The sequence below is a fragment of the uncultured Cedecea sp. genome, from assembly GCF_947498825.1.
Classification (GTDB): Bacteria; Pseudomonadota; Gammaproteobacteria; order Enterobacterales; family Enterobacteriaceae; genus JGM124.
The window spans coordinates 12,173-32,425 of sequence record NZ_CANMLV010000033.1; the positions used below are offsets into that span (position 1 = coordinate 12,173).

General features: G+C 47.7%; 18 protein-coding genes. All 18 read right to left on the minus strand.

Annotated elements, in window-relative coordinates; translation table 11 throughout:
• Positions 1-8: 8 nt before the first annotated feature.
• Positions 9-815, minus strand: coding sequence for a MaoC family dehydratase (locus Q1A40_RS21500; RefSeq protein ID WP_300005179.1), 807 nt, complete (start codon positions 813-815; stop codon positions 9-11).
• On the minus strand, positions 812-2,065 hold the full coding sequence (locus Q1A40_RS21505) for a beta-ketoacyl synthase (RefSeq protein ID WP_300005182.1): 1,254 nt from the start codon (positions 2,063-2,065) through the stop codon (positions 812-814). The genes Q1A40_RS21500 and Q1A40_RS21505 overlap by 4 nt, the downstream gene beginning before the upstream one ends.
• Positions 2,052-3,449: an efflux transporter outer membrane subunit gene (locus tag Q1A40_RS21510; protein ID WP_300005185.1), complete on the minus strand. Its 1,398-nt coding sequence runs from the start codon at positions 3,447-3,449 to the stop codon at positions 2,052-2,054. The genes Q1A40_RS21505 and Q1A40_RS21510 overlap by 14 nt, the downstream gene beginning before the upstream one ends.
• The gene (locus Q1A40_RS21515; RefSeq protein ID WP_300005188.1) at positions 3,446-5,389 is read right to left on the minus strand and encodes an ABC transporter permease; all 1,944 of its coding nucleotides are present in this window, start codon (positions 5,387-5,389) and stop codon (positions 3,446-3,448) included. The genes Q1A40_RS21510 and Q1A40_RS21515 overlap by 4 nt, the downstream gene beginning before the upstream one ends.
• On the minus strand, positions 5,389-6,552 hold the full coding sequence (locus Q1A40_RS21520) for an efflux RND transporter periplasmic adaptor subunit (protein ID WP_300005191.1): 1,164 nt from the start codon (positions 6,550-6,552) through the stop codon (positions 5,389-5,391). Before Q1A40_RS21520 ends, Q1A40_RS21515 begins: the two co-directional genes overlap by 1 nt.
• A complete protein-coding gene (locus tag Q1A40_RS21525) occupies positions 6,549-8,660 on the minus strand; it encodes a peptidase domain-containing ABC transporter (RefSeq protein ID WP_300005194.1) in 2,112 nt (703 codons plus the stop codon). The genes Q1A40_RS21520 and Q1A40_RS21525 overlap by 4 nt, the downstream gene beginning before the upstream one ends.
• A gap of 9 nt (positions 8,661-8,669) precedes the next feature.
• Positions 8,670-9,641 (minus strand): ABC transporter, encoded by a 972-nt coding sequence (locus Q1A40_RS21530; protein ID WP_300005197.1) that lies wholly within the window; start codon positions 9,639-9,641, stop codon positions 8,670-8,672.
• Positions 9,642-9,643: 2 nt separating this feature from the next.
• Entirely contained in the window at positions 9,644-10,321 is a 678-nt protein-coding gene (locus Q1A40_RS21535) for a DsbA family protein (protein ID WP_300005200.1), read from the minus strand.
• Positions 10,322-10,515: 194 nt separating this feature from the next.
• Positions 10,516-10,722 carry a DUF4762 family protein gene (locus Q1A40_RS21540; RefSeq protein WP_300005203.1) on the minus strand — a complete coding sequence of 69 codons (207 nt, stop codon included), beginning with the start codon at positions 10,720-10,722 and terminating at the stop codon, positions 10,516-10,518.
• A 122-nt stretch (positions 10,723-10,844) separates the two neighbouring features.
• Positions 10,845-11,516 (minus strand): DNA-binding response regulator, encoded by a 672-nt coding sequence (locus Q1A40_RS21545; protein WP_300005205.1) that lies wholly within the window; start codon positions 11,514-11,516, stop codon positions 10,845-10,847.
• A 22-nt stretch (positions 11,517-11,538) separates the two neighbouring features.
• Positions 11,539-12,087, minus strand: a complete 549-nt coding sequence (locus tag Q1A40_RS21550) for a fimbrial protein (protein ID WP_300005208.1) — start codon at positions 12,085-12,087, stop codon at positions 11,539-11,541.
• Positions 12,088-12,096: 9 nt separating this feature from the next.
• Positions 12,097-13,143, minus strand: coding sequence for a fimbrial protein (locus Q1A40_RS21555; RefSeq protein ID WP_300005211.1), 1,047 nt, complete (start codon positions 13,141-13,143; stop codon positions 12,097-12,099).
• Entirely contained in the window at positions 13,143-13,772 is a 630-nt protein-coding gene (locus Q1A40_RS21560; protein WP_300005214.1) for a fimbrial protein, read from the minus strand. The genes Q1A40_RS21555 and Q1A40_RS21560 overlap by 1 nt, the downstream gene beginning before the upstream one ends.
• A gap of 18 nt (positions 13,773-13,790) precedes the next feature.
• Positions 13,791-14,534: a molecular chaperone gene (locus tag Q1A40_RS21565; RefSeq protein WP_300005235.1), complete on the minus strand. Its 744-nt coding sequence runs from the start codon at positions 14,532-14,534 to the stop codon at positions 13,791-13,793.
• A gap of 25 nt (positions 14,535-14,559) precedes the next feature.
• A complete protein-coding gene (locus Q1A40_RS21570; protein WP_300005217.1) occupies positions 14,560-17,034 on the minus strand; it encodes a fimbria/pilus outer membrane usher protein in 2,475 nt (824 codons plus the stop codon).
• Positions 17,035-17,100: 66 nt separating this feature from the next.
• On the minus strand, positions 17,101-17,655 hold the full coding sequence (locus Q1A40_RS21575) for a fimbrial protein (protein WP_300005220.1): 555 nt from the start codon (positions 17,653-17,655) through the stop codon (positions 17,101-17,103).
• 84 nt (positions 17,656-17,739) lie between these two features.
• The gene (locus tag Q1A40_RS21580) at positions 17,740-18,279 is read right to left on the minus strand and encodes a fimbrial protein (RefSeq protein WP_300005223.1); all 540 of its coding nucleotides are present in this window, start codon (positions 18,277-18,279) and stop codon (positions 17,740-17,742) included.
• An 897-nt stretch (positions 18,280-19,176) separates the two neighbouring features.
• Positions 19,177-20,253: TRAP transporter large permease (locus tag Q1A40_RS21585; protein ID WP_300005226.1), on the minus strand; the 1,077-nt coding region annotated here is incomplete at its 5' end.

Here is a 20,253-nt window from a genome sequence, read left to right on the forward strand (position 1 = left end):
CTTAATTATCAATTAGTAACTTGGCCTATTTTTAATGTGACGACATTCGTCATTATCATGTTCTCTTGCTGTGCAGCGGCGGCAATACGTACTACAGCCCCTGTTTCTACTTGACCCACCACCAGTGAAGGTAGCAACCAGAGAGAGAGTGACTCAGGGTCGATCAACGGTCTTTTCTGTGCAAGGCGCGCATCGAACACCACTTCCTGATGCGTTTGCAGTACCGGATAACGGGCAAAAATGTCCTGTAATGAGATATCTTCCGGACCCAACAAAGCCGCAATGCTTTCCTGGCGCAGCAGTGCCTTGTCACTAATTAACTGACGGAAAAGCAGCGCGTCGAGAAACTGCCACTGCGCTAAATCAGGCCAGCTATCATTAAATTGAGATTGCAAGGCGAGCACTGTCTCAGGTGAGAGTGCACTGGGTTGCTTATCGACCAGCGATTCAGGTTCAGCGACCAGGCTCATCTGGCATGACAAACAGACTTCATCGTTCTGAGGATCGCTGACCGTGGCTGCGGATAAAACGCGATTCTTCGCTACGCCTGATGCTAATAACCAGTCAGTATCACACCAGAGCGGCTGACGCAGACGAACCAGGCATTTCAGATAACCTTCTGTATTGGATAACGAAGATGGCAGTCGTCTTTGAGCATCCTGTTTCACGTCCAGTAAAGCCCGCATACCATGAACACTCAGACTCTCTCCCCCCATAGCGCGCGCGGCAGCAAGATCGAAATGAATCGGGTTATCATCGCCAGAAAATGCTCCCCAACGCTTTGCATCAGCAAGGGTGTAATGCAACCGTGTCACGCGTGTTTCTCCAGTATCAAGGCAGCATTTGAACCACCAAAGCCAAAGCTCAGATTCATTACCCGACGAACATCGCCTTGGCGATGTCCTTCTGCGATATAGTCAAGGTCACACAACGGATCGGGATCGGTTAAGTGGGCTGTTGCTGGCATAATTCCGGTTTCCATCGCCTGTAGGCAGACTATCGTTTCAAAGCTACCGGCTGCAGCTATCAAATGCCCGGAATAAGCCTTAGTACTGGATACAGGTATGCGATAGGCTTCGTCACCCAGTGCCTTTTTCAGCGATTGGGTTTCATTAATATCGTTAAGTGGCGTGGATGTACCGTGAGCGTTGATATAGTCGAGATCGGAAGGTTGAAGCTCCGCACTGTTCAGGGCCCACTTAATCGTCTGCTCGCGAGCAACACAGTCTTCAGCAGGCGACGTAAAATCCGCAGCATCAGTGAAATTGGCATAACCCGTGATTTCGGCAAGAATTATCGCTCCCCGGGCAAGCGCACTTTCACGCTCTTCCAGACACAGCACCGCACCACCTTCTGAAAGTACAAACCCGCTACGGTGTGAATTGAACGGGCAGCTGGCTCGCTCTGGTGATTGAGATTCACGGCTCAGAGCCCCGAGTACATCGATATTCCACACAGAGAAAAGCGTGTTTAACGACTCTCCGGCACCTGCCAGCATCATGCTCGCACGCCCGTAACGAATCGCATCATAGGCTTCGCCTATTGCAATAGTGCCCGTGGCACAGGCCGCTACCGGAGTATTCTGATAACCCCGTAAATTCCAAAGCTGACTACAAGCAGCAGTGGTCACATTGGGCATAGCAAAAAAGCAGTTAAAAGGGGAAGAAACGCCTGTGCTGTTAAACTCCGGTACCGCCAGACAGTTTTCATCCATTCCTGCCCAGCCAGTTCCGATGACTGTGCCGCACATCAGCGGATCATAGAATGACGTAGGCCCGTCACCGTCAAAGGCCATCGCCACCGCTTCCCGTGCAGCGGTCAGTGCCAGACGCGCATGACGTGGCAGACGACGACGAATAACGGCAGGAACCCCTTTGAGGCTAGGTTCATTGTCAATTCGCCCAACAAAATGGGTATGAATGCCGTGCGCGGACAGGTCGATATAGCGGTAACCTTGACGATAATCCATGATAGCTTGCCAGCTTTCGGCAGCGTTATTACCAAGGGGAGTCACCGCGCCATAGCCGGTTATTACTACGCGATAAGGAGATTTAATGTGACTCATTCTGGGATGTCCTCTGTTGCAAATTAGCGCCTCCCTGTGCAAGCCAAAGCTGCAAAGTGGCATAAAGATAATCGTATTGGTTCTGTGCCAGACTGTTTTGCACATCAAGCAGCGCATCCTGGGCATTCAGCAGGGTCTGGTAATCCACCTTGCCTGCCCGGTAGCGGCTTTCAGTCAGTGTCAGACGCTGCTGACTCAAAAGCAGCGATTGCTGCAGACGCACACGCTGCTCGTCGGCGTCCAGTCGTTTCACCATCGCATTGTCCACTTCTGACAACGCGGTATAAGCCGTTTGGCGGAAATTCACCGCTTCCTGCTGCACCTTTAAGCCAGCCTGTTCTACAGTGAGCTGCACCCTATTCCACTGGATAAAAGGTGCACCGACGCTACCACCAACAACCCGCATCGGATTGTTAAACCACTGCTGGAATATCTGGCTACCAGCACTGAGTGTTCCCTGTAGTGAAAGCGTGGGATAGAAGCTCAGTCGTGCAGCATCTGATCCCGCCAGCGCTGCTCGCAGGCGAGACTCCGCCGCCTGGAGATCGGGTCGGTTAGCAAGCACTGCCAGCGGCGTAATGCTTTCGATGGCAACATGCTGGCTAACATCCAGTTCAGTGGCCTCATCGGCATGTTGCACAGGAGGACGGTTCAGTAGCACCGCCAGCGCATTACGGGAAGTTGCCCGCTGCTGTTTCATGCTAAGTAGCGAATTCTCACTGTTGATGACCGTTTGCCGAGCTTGCAGTACATCCAGAAAACTCACTTTACCTGCCCGTTCCCTGGACTCAATCTGGGCCAGGGTCTGCCTGGCAATATCCAGACTGGCTTTCTGATAAGCTAACTGTTGATTCAGCAAAGCGATATTCCAGTAAAGCTGCGCGGTGGCATCTATTGTTGACAGCACCGTGGCGCGATAGTCTTGCTCACTGGAAATGGCCTCCCACTCGCTTTGTTCGCGAATTCGCGCCAGCTTACCCCAGAGATCCAGCTCATAGCTTAGTGATAAGGACGCGCTATAGTTCTCCTGCGCAGCGTCACCGTTTAACGACTTGGAATTCGAGCCAGAGCCATTAAGACTGACATCAGGACTGATATTGGTTTGCGTTAATCCAGCCGTAATGCGCGCTTGCTTCAGCGTTAAGGCCGCTGCGGCTAAATTGTTATTACTTTCCAGCACCTGACCAATCACTCTTGATAGTCGTGCGTCATCGAAACGATCCCACCAGAATCCCATGTCTTTCTGCACGGAAATGGCATCCTGTGGCTCTGTCCGCTGCCAGTCTTCAGGTACCGACAGCAGAGGGCGTTGATAATCGCTACGCGTCAGAGCCCCACAGCCTGTCAGCATTAACGTTAATAGAAGTAAAGTTAGCTGTCTCATTCTCGGGCCAGTGCCTCTGTTGGATTTAATCGCGCCGCCCGACGCGCCGGAAAATAACCGAACGTCAAGCCAATCAGAGCAGAAAAACTACAAGCCATAATCACTGGTAACCAAGTGAATACCATAGAAAATTCCGTGGTCAGCAAGGCAAACACGTTACCTGCCGCCCATGCACCTAAAACGCCAATCACCCCGCCAAGCGTACAGATCAGTACAGCCTCGATTAAAAACTGATGCATGATGTCGGAAGGTCGCGCCCCTACCGAAAGACGAATACCAATTTCATGGGTTCGCTCAGTAACAGAAACCAACATGATGTTCATGACGCCAACCCCTCCTACCAACAACGAGATTGCCGCAATCGCAGTGACCAGCAGCGACATAGAGTTAGAGGTTTTTTGCAGAGCTTTAGCGAGTTGCTCATCGGTCTGAACAAAAAAGTCTTTTTTACCGTGTGCGCGGATCAACAGTCTTTCCGTACGCAGCCCCGCTTCTTGTGGTGCCAGGGTTTCCTGAAAACGCAGCGTCAATGCCTCCAGCGGTTTATCGCCCGTGATGCGCTGTAAAAGCGAGGTATAGGGGATCCATGCCGACATAAATCCACTGACGACCTTCGGCCCTGGTTTACTGGCAACACCTATCACTCGCCAGGGCGCGCCTTTGATTTGTACAATTTGTCCCAACGGGTCTTCTTCACCGGGAAACAGCACCTCTTTGCTGGTTTCATCCAGTATTAACACCGGCTCCCGACTATCGATATCCTGTCGGGTAAAACCGTTGCCAGTAATAAAACGGATCCCCTGCAATGAGAAATAGTCATCGGACACCCCAGAGAGAATGATCGAAGAAGCAAAACTCTGACGTATTGCGGTGGTCATACTGGTGACAACAGGAGAGACGCCTAATACCCACGATTCTTTGCTGAGACTGGAAATATCATCCAGCGATAGCGCGCGTTCCATATCCGGGCGCTTGCTACCCCAGCCGAGACCGGGACGGATTTCAAGCGTGGTGTTACCCAGCTTGCCAATCTCATTCATAATAGTCTGCCGGGCCCCTTCTCCCACGGCCATTGAGGAGACCACCGATGATATGCCGATGATAATGCCCAGCATGGACAAAAAGGCACGCATTCGATGACCAAGCAATGAACGCCATGCCATCCGCACGGACTCCAGCAAACTGCGTGACAGGGAGGCTCGACCATTAACCCCTACCACCGGCAGTAGCTGGATCTCACCACTCTCACGCGCATCCTGAGTGTTGTCGGTAACAATCTGACCATCACTGATCTCAATGATTCGCTGCGCCTGCTGCGCCACGTCACGATCGTGGGTCACGATGATAACGGTATGACCATCAGCATTGAGCTGGTGCAGAACATCCATTAGCGCCCGACCGCTCGCACTATCCAGTGCTCCGGTAGGTTCGTCAGCAAGAATAATCTGTGCGCCGTTCATCAGCGCGCGGCAAACACTGACTCGCTGCTGTTGCCCGCCGGAAAGCTGAGCAGGTTTATGCTCCAGCCGCGTATCAATCCCCAGTTTTTCCGCCAGTAATGCAATTCGCGCCTGACGCTCATCCGCAGGCATCGCGGTATAGAGCGCCGGGATGGCGATGTTCTCTTCTGCCGTCAAATAAGGCATCAGGTGGTAGCGCTGAAAAATAAACCCCAGCCAACGGCTACGCAGTTCTGCCAGTGATGCACTATCCGCCTGATGGGTGGCAATGCCGTTGATGTAAACTTCGCCGCTGCTGGGCTTATCCAGACAGCCGATAATATTCATTAACGTCGATTTACCTGAACCGGAGGCTCCCATAATGGCCACCATCTCACCGGGCATAATGGTCAGGGAAACAGATTTCAGTACTGAAATAGTCTGCGTCCCGGCGCTAAAGTTACGGGTAACGTTCTTCAATTCGATAATCGGCTTAGTCATCAGGTAGACCCCGTGTCCTGCGAGATAACAACCCGGTCACCTGGCTGTAATCCTTCAAGAACCTGCGCGTACTGGCGGTCATTAAGGCCGATACGGACGATACGTTCCTCATTCCCCTTTTCCTGGTGAACCACAACTGCGTAGCGATCGTCCCCCAGCGAATGGCCTAACGCAGCCACGGGTATGCGCAGCGCCTCTTTTACCTGCGCGATGCGAATAAACACCTGTGCAGTCATTGAGGTTTTCAGCAAGCGTTGCTGGTTATCAACTTCAAAGGTACCGTTGTAGTAAATGGCGTTACTTTGCTGACTGCTGGCAGCGGCGCTACTGTTTTGCTCTTCCAGTGCTTCCAGCGGTGCGGGCTGGACATAGCCCAGAACCCCTTCATAACGTGTCTGCGGATCGGCAATAACGTAAAACCACAGTGGCTGCCCAGTATGAATTTTCTGGATGTCTGCTTCAGAAATGCGTGTTTGTACCTGCATTTTATCGAGATCGGCCAGTACCAGAATGGTGGGTGCAGTTTGTGAAGAGACGATAGTTTGTCCTTCACGCGTGATAATCCCCAACACTTCACCATCCATAGGCGCGATAATTCGCGTATAACCAAGGTTGGCGGTGGCGGTTTGTACGCTCATTTCCGCCTGCACAATCTGCGCCTCGTTTACCGCAACCTGTTGAACTTGCGTGTCGTACTGGGCCTGGGCCTGCTCGAGATCGCTTTTCACTCCGGAACCCTCACGGTTCAGGACTTTTTCGCGAGCCAAAGATTTGCTGTACTGTACCAGCATGGCTTCAGAAGCTAATTTTTGTGCTTTTGCACTGGCCAGTTGCGCAGTCGTGTTGCGTAAGTCTGATAGCTGTAGCGTCGGATCAATTTCGGCTAATAGCTGCCCTTTTTTCACCCGCTCACCTTGCTGAACGTACAGTTTACGCAACTGTCCGCTCACCTGAGCACCGACACTTACTTGCAAAGCAGGTTTGAGAGTACCACTCGCCAGCACGACCTTTTCTATATCCCCATGATCGAGTTCAACGGTATAGAACAATTCAGCCTTCGTCGGACGCCATTGCTGATAGCAAACAATGCTGATGATGACCACTATCGTGACCATCAGCGCAACAAGTAGCGTTTTACGATGCCGTGAATATCCTCGCATCATAAAACTCCCACTCCCTGCTCAATTTTGCTCAGCCTGCCTTTATCAAGTCGATAGGCCTTTGAAAAATACTGTAAAACCGGTTGGCTATGAGTCACAACAATAAGCGTCTTGCCCTGCTCCCGGCAGTGCTGGCACAGTGAGTCGATGACAGTTTCCGCTGTTTCGTCATCAAGATTAGCGGTAGGTTCGTCAAACAGTAAAACAGGTCGGCTACTGTAAAGCGCTCTTGTTAGCATCAAGCGCTGACGCTGGCCCAAGGAAAGTGCAGAATTACTCTCACGAATCAGCGCATCCATTCCCCCAGGCAATGCCTGAACCACTGATTCCAGCGCCATTTTGCTGAGTAGAGCTTCCACTCGCCCACGATCGCTCTCGCTGTACCAAGGATCAAACAGGGTGATATTTTGCAAGACAGAAGCGTTAAACAGAATATCTTCCTGGCTCTGCAACCACACCTGCGATGCCAGTTGCTGGGCGCTTGCCTCATCGTTATTCAGCAAAATTTGCCCATCTTGTACGGAAAAGAGTCCAGCCATTAGCCTCAATAGCGTACTTTTTCCGGCACCAGAATCACCCATAATCGCTATTTGATCGCCAGGTTCCAGTGTCAGGTCAATAGCATTGAGTACCGGTTTTTGCGCACTATAATGAAAACTGACCTGTTTAAACGCCATCTGTGGGACTGGCATACCACTGACAGGTGAAAATACCGGGTCGGTCTGTTCATGTTTCATAAACAAGCTTTGTGCACGAGTATCTATCACGTGTAGCTGTGATTTACGGATCACGGCATAAAATATCCGCGTAACATAAGAGGTGAAAATCTGGCGTAAAAAGCTGTAGGCAAAGAAGTCGCCCAGGGAGATCAGTTTAGCCTGTACTAATGGCAATACCACCAGCATAAAGACCACCATCTCAAGACTTCCGGTCAACTGATACAGCCCATCTTTTACCTGTTGATACACTTTCTGGCGCTGGAGGCAGGTAAAAAGATCGTGTGATAAACGTGCAAACTGGGATTTTCGCTGCGTTTCCAGTCCAGCCGTTTTAATGGTTAACACGCCTTGCAGGGTTTCCATAAAGAAGTCATTCAACGACGCGCTTTTAAGCTGTAGCTGTTGCGTATACCAGCGGTCGCGGAATATTGCCCAGACGCTAATCAGCCCCATAAAGACAATACCCACGGCAGAAATAAGCGCCAGTAATGGAGAGATCCAGAACATGATGCCTAATGCGATAACACAAATAATCCAGTCTGAACGAAGTCCGTTATCCAGCTCTATTTTTTGTAGCATGCCTCCCTGCCAGGCGATAAAGCGGCTAAAAACATCCCCTGGTGCACGTTTTTCAAAAAATCGTAGCGGATTATTCAACAGGCGGGAAAAACCGATGTTGCCATGAAGCAGTACAAAACGGCGGATAAAACGTTCGCTGATAACCCTGACACCCAAGGCTAATAATGTCGATACCACAAAGGCAACAATGAACCACAGATAAGGGAACGGCGTATTCTGTTCATCCGAAAAAGCATCGTTAATGGCACTACTGACCATGGTCGGCATTAAAAATAGCGTCAGTGATACCAGAAACGTTAACAGCATCAGTTTATAAATATTCGGTACTGCCGCCGTCTCTTTCAGACTCATCGCCCGCGGCTTTTCTTCCTCTGTTCCAAGGATAACGGGGTCAGCGTTTTGTACACTGGCAGGCGTTCCTTCAAGGATCAACGCATAGCCACTGATCTCTTTTTTTAATGCTGAAAACGGCAGCCACTGCTGACCAATTGCCGGATTCATCACGCAGACATAATCCCCTTTCCGCCATGCTAACAGAACATAGTGGCTGGCTCCGTAGTGCAAAATAGACGGGAAAGGTAACGCATGGAGTTCATTGTGATCGAACAATACCGGGGCAGTGGCAATACCGATTTGTTGCAGAATAACGGATAAATCAGCCAACGAAGTCCCATGATCGGACGCAGGAAAAATTTCCCGTAAATGAGGGAGAGGACACTGAATATTCTGTGTTTGCGCTAGCATCGAAATACAGGAGAGACCACATTCATTGGTCTCTTCCTGAAAAACCATATCAGGTATAATCTTTTTCATTATGTTACGTCAGTGATTAATAAAATAGAGCGAATGGCTATGCCACAACAGCCAATCCTGCGGATAATCACGCAGGGTATTTTCGATAATCAGCGGTAGATTTTTCGGTACTTCTTTTGGCAGCATTGGCGAATAGGTTTTTATTTTTATCCCTCCCTGGTAATAGAGGTGATAAAAAACTACCCGAGCCCCGACAATGCGAGAAAAGCGCTGCACACCGCTATGTAACTTCGCTGGGCGATCGAATATTCGACAGTTTATTTTTCCTGACTGTGCTTCATGGGTCTGTACCGTATAGTCAGCAGGAATATCCGGAAAAATAATCATATTTTCTCGCCCTTCAACGGCGTTGTTGACTAACGCCATCATCTCGCTGGCAAGCGCGGTATTATCCTGATGAATAGAACAGTAAGAGAGCGCAACGTTACCCATTTTCCGACTGGCAGCGTTATAGCTTTCCGCACTGGAAGAGACCATCACGCTGGCTTTCCCAGGTGTGACGCCTGCGCCGACCATCGCAGCCAGAATATCGGAGATACAGTGCAGCGGTGCCAGGACAACGGGTATCTTTTGTGCCACCAGTGGAGCGACGACCGCATCCAGCTCTCGGATACATTCCTGCATCTGTGACATCGTGCCCGGGTGCTGTCCCCAGGTTGCTCCCATCTCAAGCAGCTGACGTCGCAAGGCTATCGAAGCGGCATCGACTCGCCCTTCAGCCCCTGTCAAGCAACGAAAATTTTGCGTTGCTACCGCGGAGCGACCACGATAGCGCCTGCCAAGTAGCGATAGTCGGCAAAGCAGATTAACCACTTTCAACAGTAACGGCATGGAGACATAGCGCATGATTCCGCGTACTATTTTTTGGCCGAACTCATGACCATACTCAGTGAGAACCGGTTCCCGCTTGCCTAGCTGCCCTAGCTGCGCGAACCATTTTCTTGCGCTAAATACGCTCCAGACAATTAGAAAGCGGGTCACGCTTACTCCTTACCTTCTTCTGTGAATAACCCAAGCAGATAGTCACCAAACTCAGGAAATTGACGGTCCTTCGCCACAACAAACTTCTTATTTACAATAAATAATGGTGTTGCGTTAATTTCATAGCTATCGGTGATGTTTTTCATATATTCCAACCGATCAGCAACGGCTTTGCTTTGACGTACTTGCTGATATTTTTCAACATCAATATCATTTTTTTTCAGCCACTGATTAAGTACATTATCGTCGGTTAGATTAAGACCACGGGTAATCACTGCGTTAAATGCGGAGTCACGCATTTTATGTTCAACACCCATAACTTCCAGGGTTGCAAAAATCGGAGAATATGCCGCGAGCCCCGTTCCATTTCCTGTAATATGAATAACGTCAAAGTTAATATCTGCAGGTAAAGTGGCTGCAAATTTTTCAACTTCTTCTTCGTTCACGGCACAGTAGTGACAGCCATACGACATAACTTCAATAATACTGTTCTCATTTTTAATTGGGCTACTGGAAACTACTGTGCTATCAACTTTCCGCAGAGCCTCAAGCGAGCTACTGCCCCCCCCGAGTGAGAAAGTATTAAAGACAAAAATTTGATAACACAATACCGTCAATAGTGACGAAATTAACGCCACAATAAATGTGTAGCCAACGGCAGTAATGGGTTTTATTTTCATATTGCTAGTTAACTCTTGAACTCAACTTCCGGATATATGGAGGAGTTACCCCCCCCATATACTTAATATACCCAAAATAATTCGAGTTGCTTGTAGGCGCCCAGTTCAGCCCGTCGATGAGCATAGATAAACTATGTGATTCGGCGGGCTGGACGCAGGCAACACCCAAGCAGCTTGAAGTATGACGGGTATAATTACAGAGCAGCGCTGTTAGCAGAGATGCAAGCTGCAGGAGCAGCATCTTTCAGAGCGGTGGTTGCGTTACCGTGCTTATCAGTACAAGTGATCACTTCTTTACAAGAAGCAACACCACCAATAACAACAGACTCATAAGAGCTAACACAAACTTCTTTAGTTCCACCGATAACAGCAGCAGCTTCAATCATATTTAACTTTTTCATTTATTAGTTCCTTGTTTATATATAGAGATATATTATTACTTCGCTTACTTACTTGCTAAGTTCCTTGCTAAATGGCTAAGTCCCTCGCCAGTAACTCTTTTACCACCATACTTTCGGCTGAATTATGCGTAAGGCATGGCGACAATACTTTTGAACGCATTAAACAGTTCAACATTGTTTTTAACGTTTAATTTTTTCATCAGTTCCCGCTTGCAGCGGCTTAATCGACGAACATCGATTTGTTGCTCTGCGGAAATTTGTGATAATGACTTCCCTTTAAATATTTCTTCCATTAACCACCAGTCATCGCCAGAGATACTATTTTTAAAATCCCTCTCCAGCCATTTTTGCTGAGTGTAATTAATTAAAGTCCGACTAAAAAATATTTTCTCAGCAGAGATATTATCGGCACTTTTAATAAATTCAAGAAAATTACTCAGTGATTCATTTTTTAATAACCAGCTTGCTTCCGGAAAAATAGAATGCAGTGCAAAAAACAGCGAAATATTATTTTCATCTAACAAAATAACTAACTGCTGATTTCCATCACAGTAATATTCTTTCATTTCGTGCAATGCATTAATGCGGTCATCAGGTAAACTAGCAATATCACAGAGGATCCAACGCCGTTCATCTTGCTGCGCGGGCAAACGTAGTATCTCGATCAACTGTGAAAAATGATCAAATTTTGAGAATATAACATCACCTTCACTCGTCAAAAGGTCAGTAACAGCAGAACGTATACCTTCTGAGAAAAAGATATTTTTAGCATACAGAAAAAAATGGCTACTCATATTTAATCATCCTAGATATTCTTTACTGATAGTTTAGGATGTAATTTGCCGTTGCGCGAAAAGCACCGGTTTGCAAGGTTTGGTCACGCAATGCATCCGGCTCCCCTTCCACAAAAGCTTTAAAATTCAACTGCATATTAGCGTCGGAAATAGTCGTCGCGCTGGTGGGTGTGCCCAGCGTAATTGCCGTGCCGTTACTCTCTTCTAAGCCAATGCCAATCCCGCTGGCAGCATTAGCCGACAGAGAACTTACCGCCAGCCGATCGGACATATTCGCATTTTGGGTTCCACTGAACGTGACGGTAATCGTCTTAAACACTGCCGAGCTACAGCCCTGCAACTCAATTTTAAATTCCTCGAGTCCCGATTTACCGTTTGCATAAAGGTCGCGCGTTGAAATCTCACCAAAATCGACAACAACATTTTCTGACGAAGGCACAATATTGCAGCCCAGAGCAACTACCGTACCTTTAAAATTTATTTCCCCCCCCAGCAACTCACCGATAGCATGGACTCCGGTAGCGACTGACAATGAAGCAATGAATACCATCGGCGCGATAAATTGACGCATGCTGTCCCCTTACTGGAATTCTGCAACTATGGTGGCTGATGCCGAAAAATCGCCTTCAAGAACGTCTGTTCCTGTCTGGGCAATCGGAGCAGCAATCAAATTCCATGTTCCCTGGTTGTTTGCAAAACCCGATACGTTATAAAACCTGTTTGCCGCAACCAAATTTCCGCCAGTGTCCTTAAGCACAATCCCGAGATTCGAGCGGTCAACGGCACCTTGAGTGGCCAGATAATCGTGATTAAAACTGGCTGTATCAGGCGCCTGAACCCCTAAGCGAATATTCAGGTTACCTGTCGCAAAACTGCCCCCTTCACACTGCACCTTAATAGGCACATTCTGAGAATGACGGTTGCCATCAAGCGCTGCACCAGAGCTGGGAATAGTGCCAAAATCAACGTTAATCGGGGTCCCGGCGTTAACAACGCATCTGTCCGGAACGGTAATAACGCCAGAGTTAATACGAATAATGGCCATGGGGTTCGGCCCCATTGCAGTGGTAGTATTACCAATACGCCCATAAAGCTGAGCAACTTCACTACCGCGTAGGTTCACACCGTTGATAATTGGCTTGGTGATCATAAACGTCACTTTGCCTCTGCTACCCGAATCAAAGTTATTGAATTGAGTCGTAGGTGGTTGACATGGGTTCCCGTTAGTGCCGTTAGAGATGTTGGTAAATGGAACAGGTAAATACTGGTTACCGACAATAAAAATTTCAACTCTTACATCCATATAATCGTTGAGCTTTAAATAACCCGCCGTCTGCCCTGCCTGGAGCAATGAAGCCGTTGCGGTATAATAAATCGACTGTCTGGTCATACTCGTCAGACAAGTTGCTATACCTGAGTATTGAGCGCCCAAATTATAATCATAAGGAATCGTCGCCCCAGCCGTATTATTGGTAACGTTCTGAGTCATCAGATCAATATCATAGATTTTAGGGCCACCAATGGTGTTAATTTCCCCATCAACTACGGCACTCACTTGCAACGGCAATAAAATACTGCAGAGTAAAAGCGCGGCGCGAAATTTACGTCCTGTAATCATTGACGACATTACTGATACTCCATTTTCAGACGCAGTGTTCCACTAAAATTACCTGCGCTAACGTTTCGACCGGTAGACTCCAGTACTGCCAAAAAAGTCTGACTGCTGTCGCCGGATTTAACCACAAAGGGGGCATGAGTCTGGTTAATATCCAGAGGGCGTTGCTTAGCATCCAACAGACGTATCGCGGCGCCTGAGCTGCCACCCGTCATACGCAATAACTGACTATTATGTTCGTCCGACTCACCGAGCAATGTCATCTGTACTGCCTGCTCACCCGTGGTATAAAGATTTTTGTTGTTTCCTGTCGTTCTTGCGGCAAGACTGCTGCGTGACTGCGACGCGCCTTTCAAACAATCTCTGAGTTCGATACGAATCACTGCGGGTTTGCTGCGGTCACCTGACCGATGGAAACCACGTGCGCTGATCTCCCCTAAGTCCACGGTTTGCAGGCGACTTTCCGGAGCAAGCACACAGGGTGAAGCATAAACCGAACCAGTGAACATCACGTTACCGCTATCTTCTCCCTGATAATCCCGGTTATAATGCTGCGGCTGTAGCGGAACGTTGCTGTCAGACAGCACTGGCATGCTCATTCCGATAACGATCAGTGCTAATAGCGACATACGTGTTTTCATCGTCAGTTTTCCCTCTCGTTACCCTTGCTGCGCTGGCGGTAAAGCTTTACAGATATTACCTTCACAATGGTATTTCAGTTCCGGATGACCGCCATAGTCATTGACATACATCATCGAAAAATCTTTTACATTAGCGTTGGTTATCTTAAATTCGAGATTAGACTTCGGCGCAATCATAATGCCCGGGAAATCCGTTATTTTTTTGCCGCCTGAATCTGTTAATCCAATCACAGTGATGTAATAAGGTGTTGGGTTTTGAGCACTGACTTTATTGCCGGTTTTATTAAACACAACCTGATCCTGCCAAACCTCACTTTTAGTTTTAGGAATGATAGGTGTCGGGCGATAGAACAGTTTAATCCGCGACTGCATCGCTAACTGCAATACGTTCGCTTTATCCGGTTTAGGCGGAATTTCACGTACGTTTAAATAAAACAGAGTTTCACGATCCTGAGGCAATTGGTTAATACCATCCGTTTTTGTGACGCGTGCGACCCCTTTCTGCCCGCCGTTAATGCGTTGCAGAGGGGGTAAGACCACCAACGGAGAGGCAATTTTAGTGCCTTTACTGTCTTCAACCCATGATTGCGCCAGGAAAGGAATATCCGGACTGGTATTCGTTAAATTCGCACTCGACGAGATATCTTTACCGGTAATAATTAGTCGGGTGCGATCCAGCGAAACACCAGCCTGAGCGACACTACTCACGGCGGTCAGCATCAGAATGCCCATCCAGTAGTGTTTATTATTTGTTATGTTCATCATTGACCCTTTCTCACAATCACTGTTATTTACACGGCAAAAGCACTGCTGCTGAATTACTGTCAATCGTCTGAGGAATGGTTATCTGGCACTGTGTTTTTCCTCCCCAGATGACATCAAGCGTCTCAAGTGGGTTAATACCTGCCAGCCATGCCTGCCCGCCTTCCATGACCATTGCCACATTCACACCATCTTTATTGTTAACCTCAGCCCCAAATGGTGGATACGTCCCGTCAGCCAGACGAAGGATCCCCATCATTTTCTGACCTTGTGCCATACCGAAAACCTGGTAACCGATAGCACCCTCAGTCAGGGTCGAAGTACTGATAGCTTTTGCTGGCTCAATCGTTTCTGGCATAGAATCAACATCAACTCGGGTGTCAAAGCTGTTGTAGCTCACAATGTCCGGAATAACGGCAATACCAAAACTATTGGTGGTTGATTTACCTCTGTTAAGCGGAACACCTTCGACACCATTAGTATTGACCATCACTCGCGCAGTATTGAGCGTTGCGCTACTGTTATGAATAGCGGCTCCGTGTCGGGTCGCAGTTACGCCACCACGCAGAGTACTGCCCACGGAAAAATAGCGATTCTGTTGATAGCTGGCATTACTGTTGATCTCTGCATACTGGGCACGATGCTGATAATAGCCATCGATATTGCCGTAACCACTTTCGCTAAGACCCGCACGCATCCGCCACAAGTTGTTGTAGTCACTGCTATCCGAGTAAGAGAGCATCGGGCTGCTTCTGCCGTTATTCGCCTGCATATCCAGCCCCGCCCATTTATTATCGCCAATCGGTACTGAGAGCGATAACGCAATGGAGTCGTCTCTGCGTCCCTCATAGTAGGTACGATAAGCGGAAATATTAGTCGTAACCCCGCGAATATCTCCGATATTAAATGAACGCCCCAAAGAAGCACCGTAGCGGTTCTGAGTCCCACGATTCCAGTAATTCTGGTGGGTATAGGTAAGGAATAGCGTTGTTGCTTTATTCGGGTCATCAGCCCAGAACGTTTTATTCCCGGTAATGGTATAAACTTCTTTCTCACGACCCAGATTTTGATATCCCTCATACCGTTCATTCAGAAATTGCGAGAAAGAACGGAAGTCTTCTTGGGAGAAGCGGTATCCGGCGAAGGTAATAGCACTGTTATATTCGTCAAACGTTTTCGCGTAACTCAGCTTAAATGACGTCCCTTTAATGCGGTTATCCTTTGAAGGACGACTGTAGGACTCTGTCACGTCAAGCGAGAGCGCACCAAATAAGTTGAGATCGCGACCAATACCGATAGCTGCTGCGGTATATTCAGCACCCGCGCTCTGTAAACCACCATACAGCGACCATGCGTTAGTGATACCCCAGGAGAAGTCCCCAGAAATAAATCCTGGTCCCTGAATTCTATGATTGATTCGGGATGGCGCGCCCATTGCCAAGTTGTAGCGCACGTAACCCGGACGCGTCAGATAAGGAATATTGGCAGTATTGACCTGGAAGGTTGTGACAGCACCGCCCTGCTCCTCTACCTCAACGTCCAGCGTACCACGCACCGAACTACTTAGGTTTTCGATATTAAACGGGCCCGCAGGTACGGTCATTTCATAGATGATACGTCCGTTTTGCTTGACTCTGACCGTCGCGTTACTCTTCGCAATCCCGTGAATTTCTGGCGCGTAACCCTGTAAGTTTGGCGGCAACTGACGTTCGTCACTGACCAAATTAAGCCCGGTATATCGCACAGTATCGAATACTTGGGAATCCAGATAAATTTCACCCGCGGTCAATTTCGCCGCCATCATAGGCAGCGGACGATAGGCGAAAATCTGATCCATCGAAAAGTCAAATTGGCTTGTAGAACTATAATAGCTGGTCTGATATTCGCCACGTAAACGCCATTCGCCAAGGTTGGCTCCGGCCTGCCCATAGCCACTCAGCGTGGTATAGTCTTTGTGCGAATCAAGCTGTCGGCTATATTGCCCGGTCAGGCTATAGTCGAGTAATACACCACCGATCCCATGATCCCAACGTTCAGGGGGCGTCCAGTTTGGATCGTTATACTTCATCCATGCCTGAGGAATGGTAATATCTAATACGCCGGCATTGTTGGTTATTGTCGCGCCAGGAATACTCAATACGTTATAGCAGTTCTCATAGGGCTGCTCGACTTTCAATCTGGCTTCGTCTTTTAAAGCAAGCATTGAAAGAATTTCGCTATTAATACAGGCCTGTGTATGTTTCTGATCTTCAGATGCTACATAAAGAACCTTTTTTTGCCCTATTTGTTGACCGTTAATTTTAATATCCAGCAGATATTCACCCGCAGGAACAAAGTTATCAGTTGCAAAACGGGTTAAATCGACATTATCGCGATCTACTGCATCCAGAACATCAGTATTAAATTCTATTTCCGTTGAGGCTTGAGCTACAGAGGTGCAGCAGAATATAATGATCGGCGCGAGAATTATATTTATTTTATTTTTCTTTTCTGCTGACATGAACATTCATCCCAAATTATTCACTTAACTACTGGCGCGACAAGTAAAACAGGCATTCTGCTTGTTTCAGTTATAATCCATGAAAAAGCTTGTCACGGCGTAAAAATCCCCGGCTTGAATATATTTCTGAACAGGAACCAGCATAGCTGTAAATTTTAGTGCGTTGTTCTCATCACTAAATAGATATCCAGAAGAAGGCTTACCAAAAGTTAACGCCTCTCCATTATGATCACTAATTCTTACTCCAAACCCTTTACCCTCACCTGAAGGCATTAATACTGTCGGGTCCTCGGCGTAGACATTACCGTTAAAAGTAATTGTGGCATAAGCAACGGCAGTTGACTGATTTTGGCTTCCGAAAGACTGACAGCCGATTAAATTCACCACAAAAGGGCGTATCAGTTTGTCTTCCTGAACCATATTAATATCACGGGCGGATACTTGACCGAATTCTATCCATAATTCTCTTGATGCGGGATCAATATCGCATGCAGCAGCAACCAGTTCCCCTGAAAGGGCAAGTTGTCCGGGAGTAATATTACTACTTGAAGCATGTCCGGAAAAAAACAATACGGATATGAATAATGCCAGTAGATTCTGTTTATCTCTGTCCTTAACCATACTCAGAATTCCATTTAATCTGGTACATACTTAACTATTACACGGGGAGAAACTCCCTCCCCGTGCACGATAACTCAAAATCTATTACTGATAATCGATTTTGAAATTGATCGTTGACTGGAATGCACCAGCAGTTACAGCAGGAGTTGTACCAGCTGCTGCTGCTTCGGCTTTCAGGAATGCTACAAATGGAATGCTAGAAGTGCCGTCAACCAGAGTAACTGGAGTCGTTGCTGCACCCCAAACTACGTTGTTGCTAGCGCTGTCTTTCAGACCGATACCAGCACCAGTCGCAGTACCAGAGGTAAATGCAGCCAGAGAAGCATCCTGGGTGTTAACAGAAGTTGGGGTGTAAGTTACAACAGCGGTCTGCGCAACAGTGGTGTCACAGTATTGCAGTTCGATGTTTTTAGTTTCAGTTGCCTGGCCGCCACCTTCCAGCAGAGCGACAGGAACCTGACCAAAATCAACAGTTACTGGGCTGGATGATGGTGATAAACCACAAGCGGTGTTTACCAGCTCACCAGAAAGCTCAATCTGTCCATTAGTTGAGTCAGCCAGAGCAGACATAGAACCGATAGCAGCTGTCAATGCTACAGCCATAGCAACTTTATTCAGTTTCATACTAAATTCCTGTGTTGGTTTTTTTATCCTAAAGGGTAATAAGCTATAAAATTATTGTGATTATCCTTGCAATAATTTTTAGCCCTACATGTCACCGAAAGTCCTTTTCAATAATTAAAGTCATTAAAAATTAATAATTTAATTAGCTCCAGTTCCCCTGGTCGACAAAAATATTACCAAATAAAAATTCGAGTAAACAGGAATACATTTCAAATAAAACCAATAAGAGATTTAACCTCGCAGGAAAAATAAAACCAGGAAATTAACTCGCAGGATGTGTAGATATATCCTAAAAACAAATCACAGAAAGAAATTAATAGCGCAACAACTACAGAACCTTCTCGTAAAATAATTGTTAACTACGCTTTAAAAAACTAACAAACCTCTTAATGTCGCTCTAAAAGAGAAAGCCAAAAAAAGGCAATAACTCCTTGCGGTTATATTTTATTGACACAGATCAATATTTGGCAAGCTAATAAGTGAAATATTTGTAAAATAAATCCCAATTATTTAACACAGGAGGAATATTACGCTGATAACGGTAAGCAACACGCTAAATCCGTTGAGTTTGCATTCCTGGCCCCCTTTTAACGTAGAAGGAAAAACAAAAAAATCAAGAAACGTTCGTCCGAAAGCAAATGGTCAAAAGCAGTCAACCTGAGACAGCATCACATGCGCAAGAGTTTGTTCCAGCAAAATACTTACAAGGGTTTGAACAGCGATACCGATCATGTCGAGCGACAAGCTATATAAAGGGAGGGGAAGAAAATAAATAAAGGGATTGTCGACAACATCTCGCTGCCACCTGCTGTTACAAGCCTCCCACTCCCCCTGCAATATGCTGAGTGAGTGGGGGGCAATAACCTCTCTATTATTGTCGCAGCTTATCTCCGGGCGTCAGGAAGTTAACCAACCAAGCGGCACCATCACCAGTTGTGGGAACAGCACCAGCAGGAACAGCACGATAAACTGCGCCAGGACAAACGGCCAGACCCCCATTATCGCCTGATTCATCGGCAGCTGCGCTATGCCCCGGACGACGTTGAGTACATTCCCTGCCGGTGGCGTTAACAGCCCTATCGCATTATTCATAATAAACAGAATACCGAAATAGACCGGGTCAATACCTGCCTGAACCACCACCGGCAGTAACACCGGCGTCAGGATAAGGATCGTCGGGGTAAAATCCATAAACATACCGATAAGGATAATAATCCCCATCATCACCAGCAGCATCAGGGTCGGGCTGTCACTCAGCGGCAGCAGCATCTGGGCAAAAGCCGCCGGAATATTTGCCACGGTTATCATATAGGCAGACAGCATGGCCGCCGCCACCATCAGCATTATCACCGCTGTCATATTGGCGGCATTGGCTACAAGCTTAAAGAAATTACTGAGTTTGATTTCACGGTAAATAAAGCAGCCGACAAACAATGAATAGACCGAGGCCACCACTGCCGCTTCGGTGGGGGTAAATATTCCCATCCGTAAACCGACAATAATAATCACCGGCAGCATCAGGGCCCAGATACTGCGTCCGGTCTCTTTCAGCCGCTCGCGCATCGGCATTTTAGGATAGACCTTCAGGCTGCCCTCTTTGCCTGATTTACGCATCAGGATATTCCAGGTGAGGATCAAGGCCAGCGCCATCAGCAGGCCCGGCACAATCCCGGCCATAAACAGTTTAGTGATAGAAACGTTACCGATAATCCCGAACAGAATAAGCCCCACCGAAGGCGGCAGTACCGGAGCGATAACGCCCCCGGCACCGATAAGCCCGGCGGAGCGTGCCGGATCATAACCTCCGGCTTTCATCATGGGCAGCAGCATCGCAGCCAGGGCTGCGGTATCGGCCACCGCGGAGCCGGAAAGACTGGCCATAATCAGTGCCGCAAAAACCACCACATAACCCAGCCCGCCGGGAATATGCCCCACCCAGGCAACGGCAAGGTTAACAATACGTTTTGAGATCCC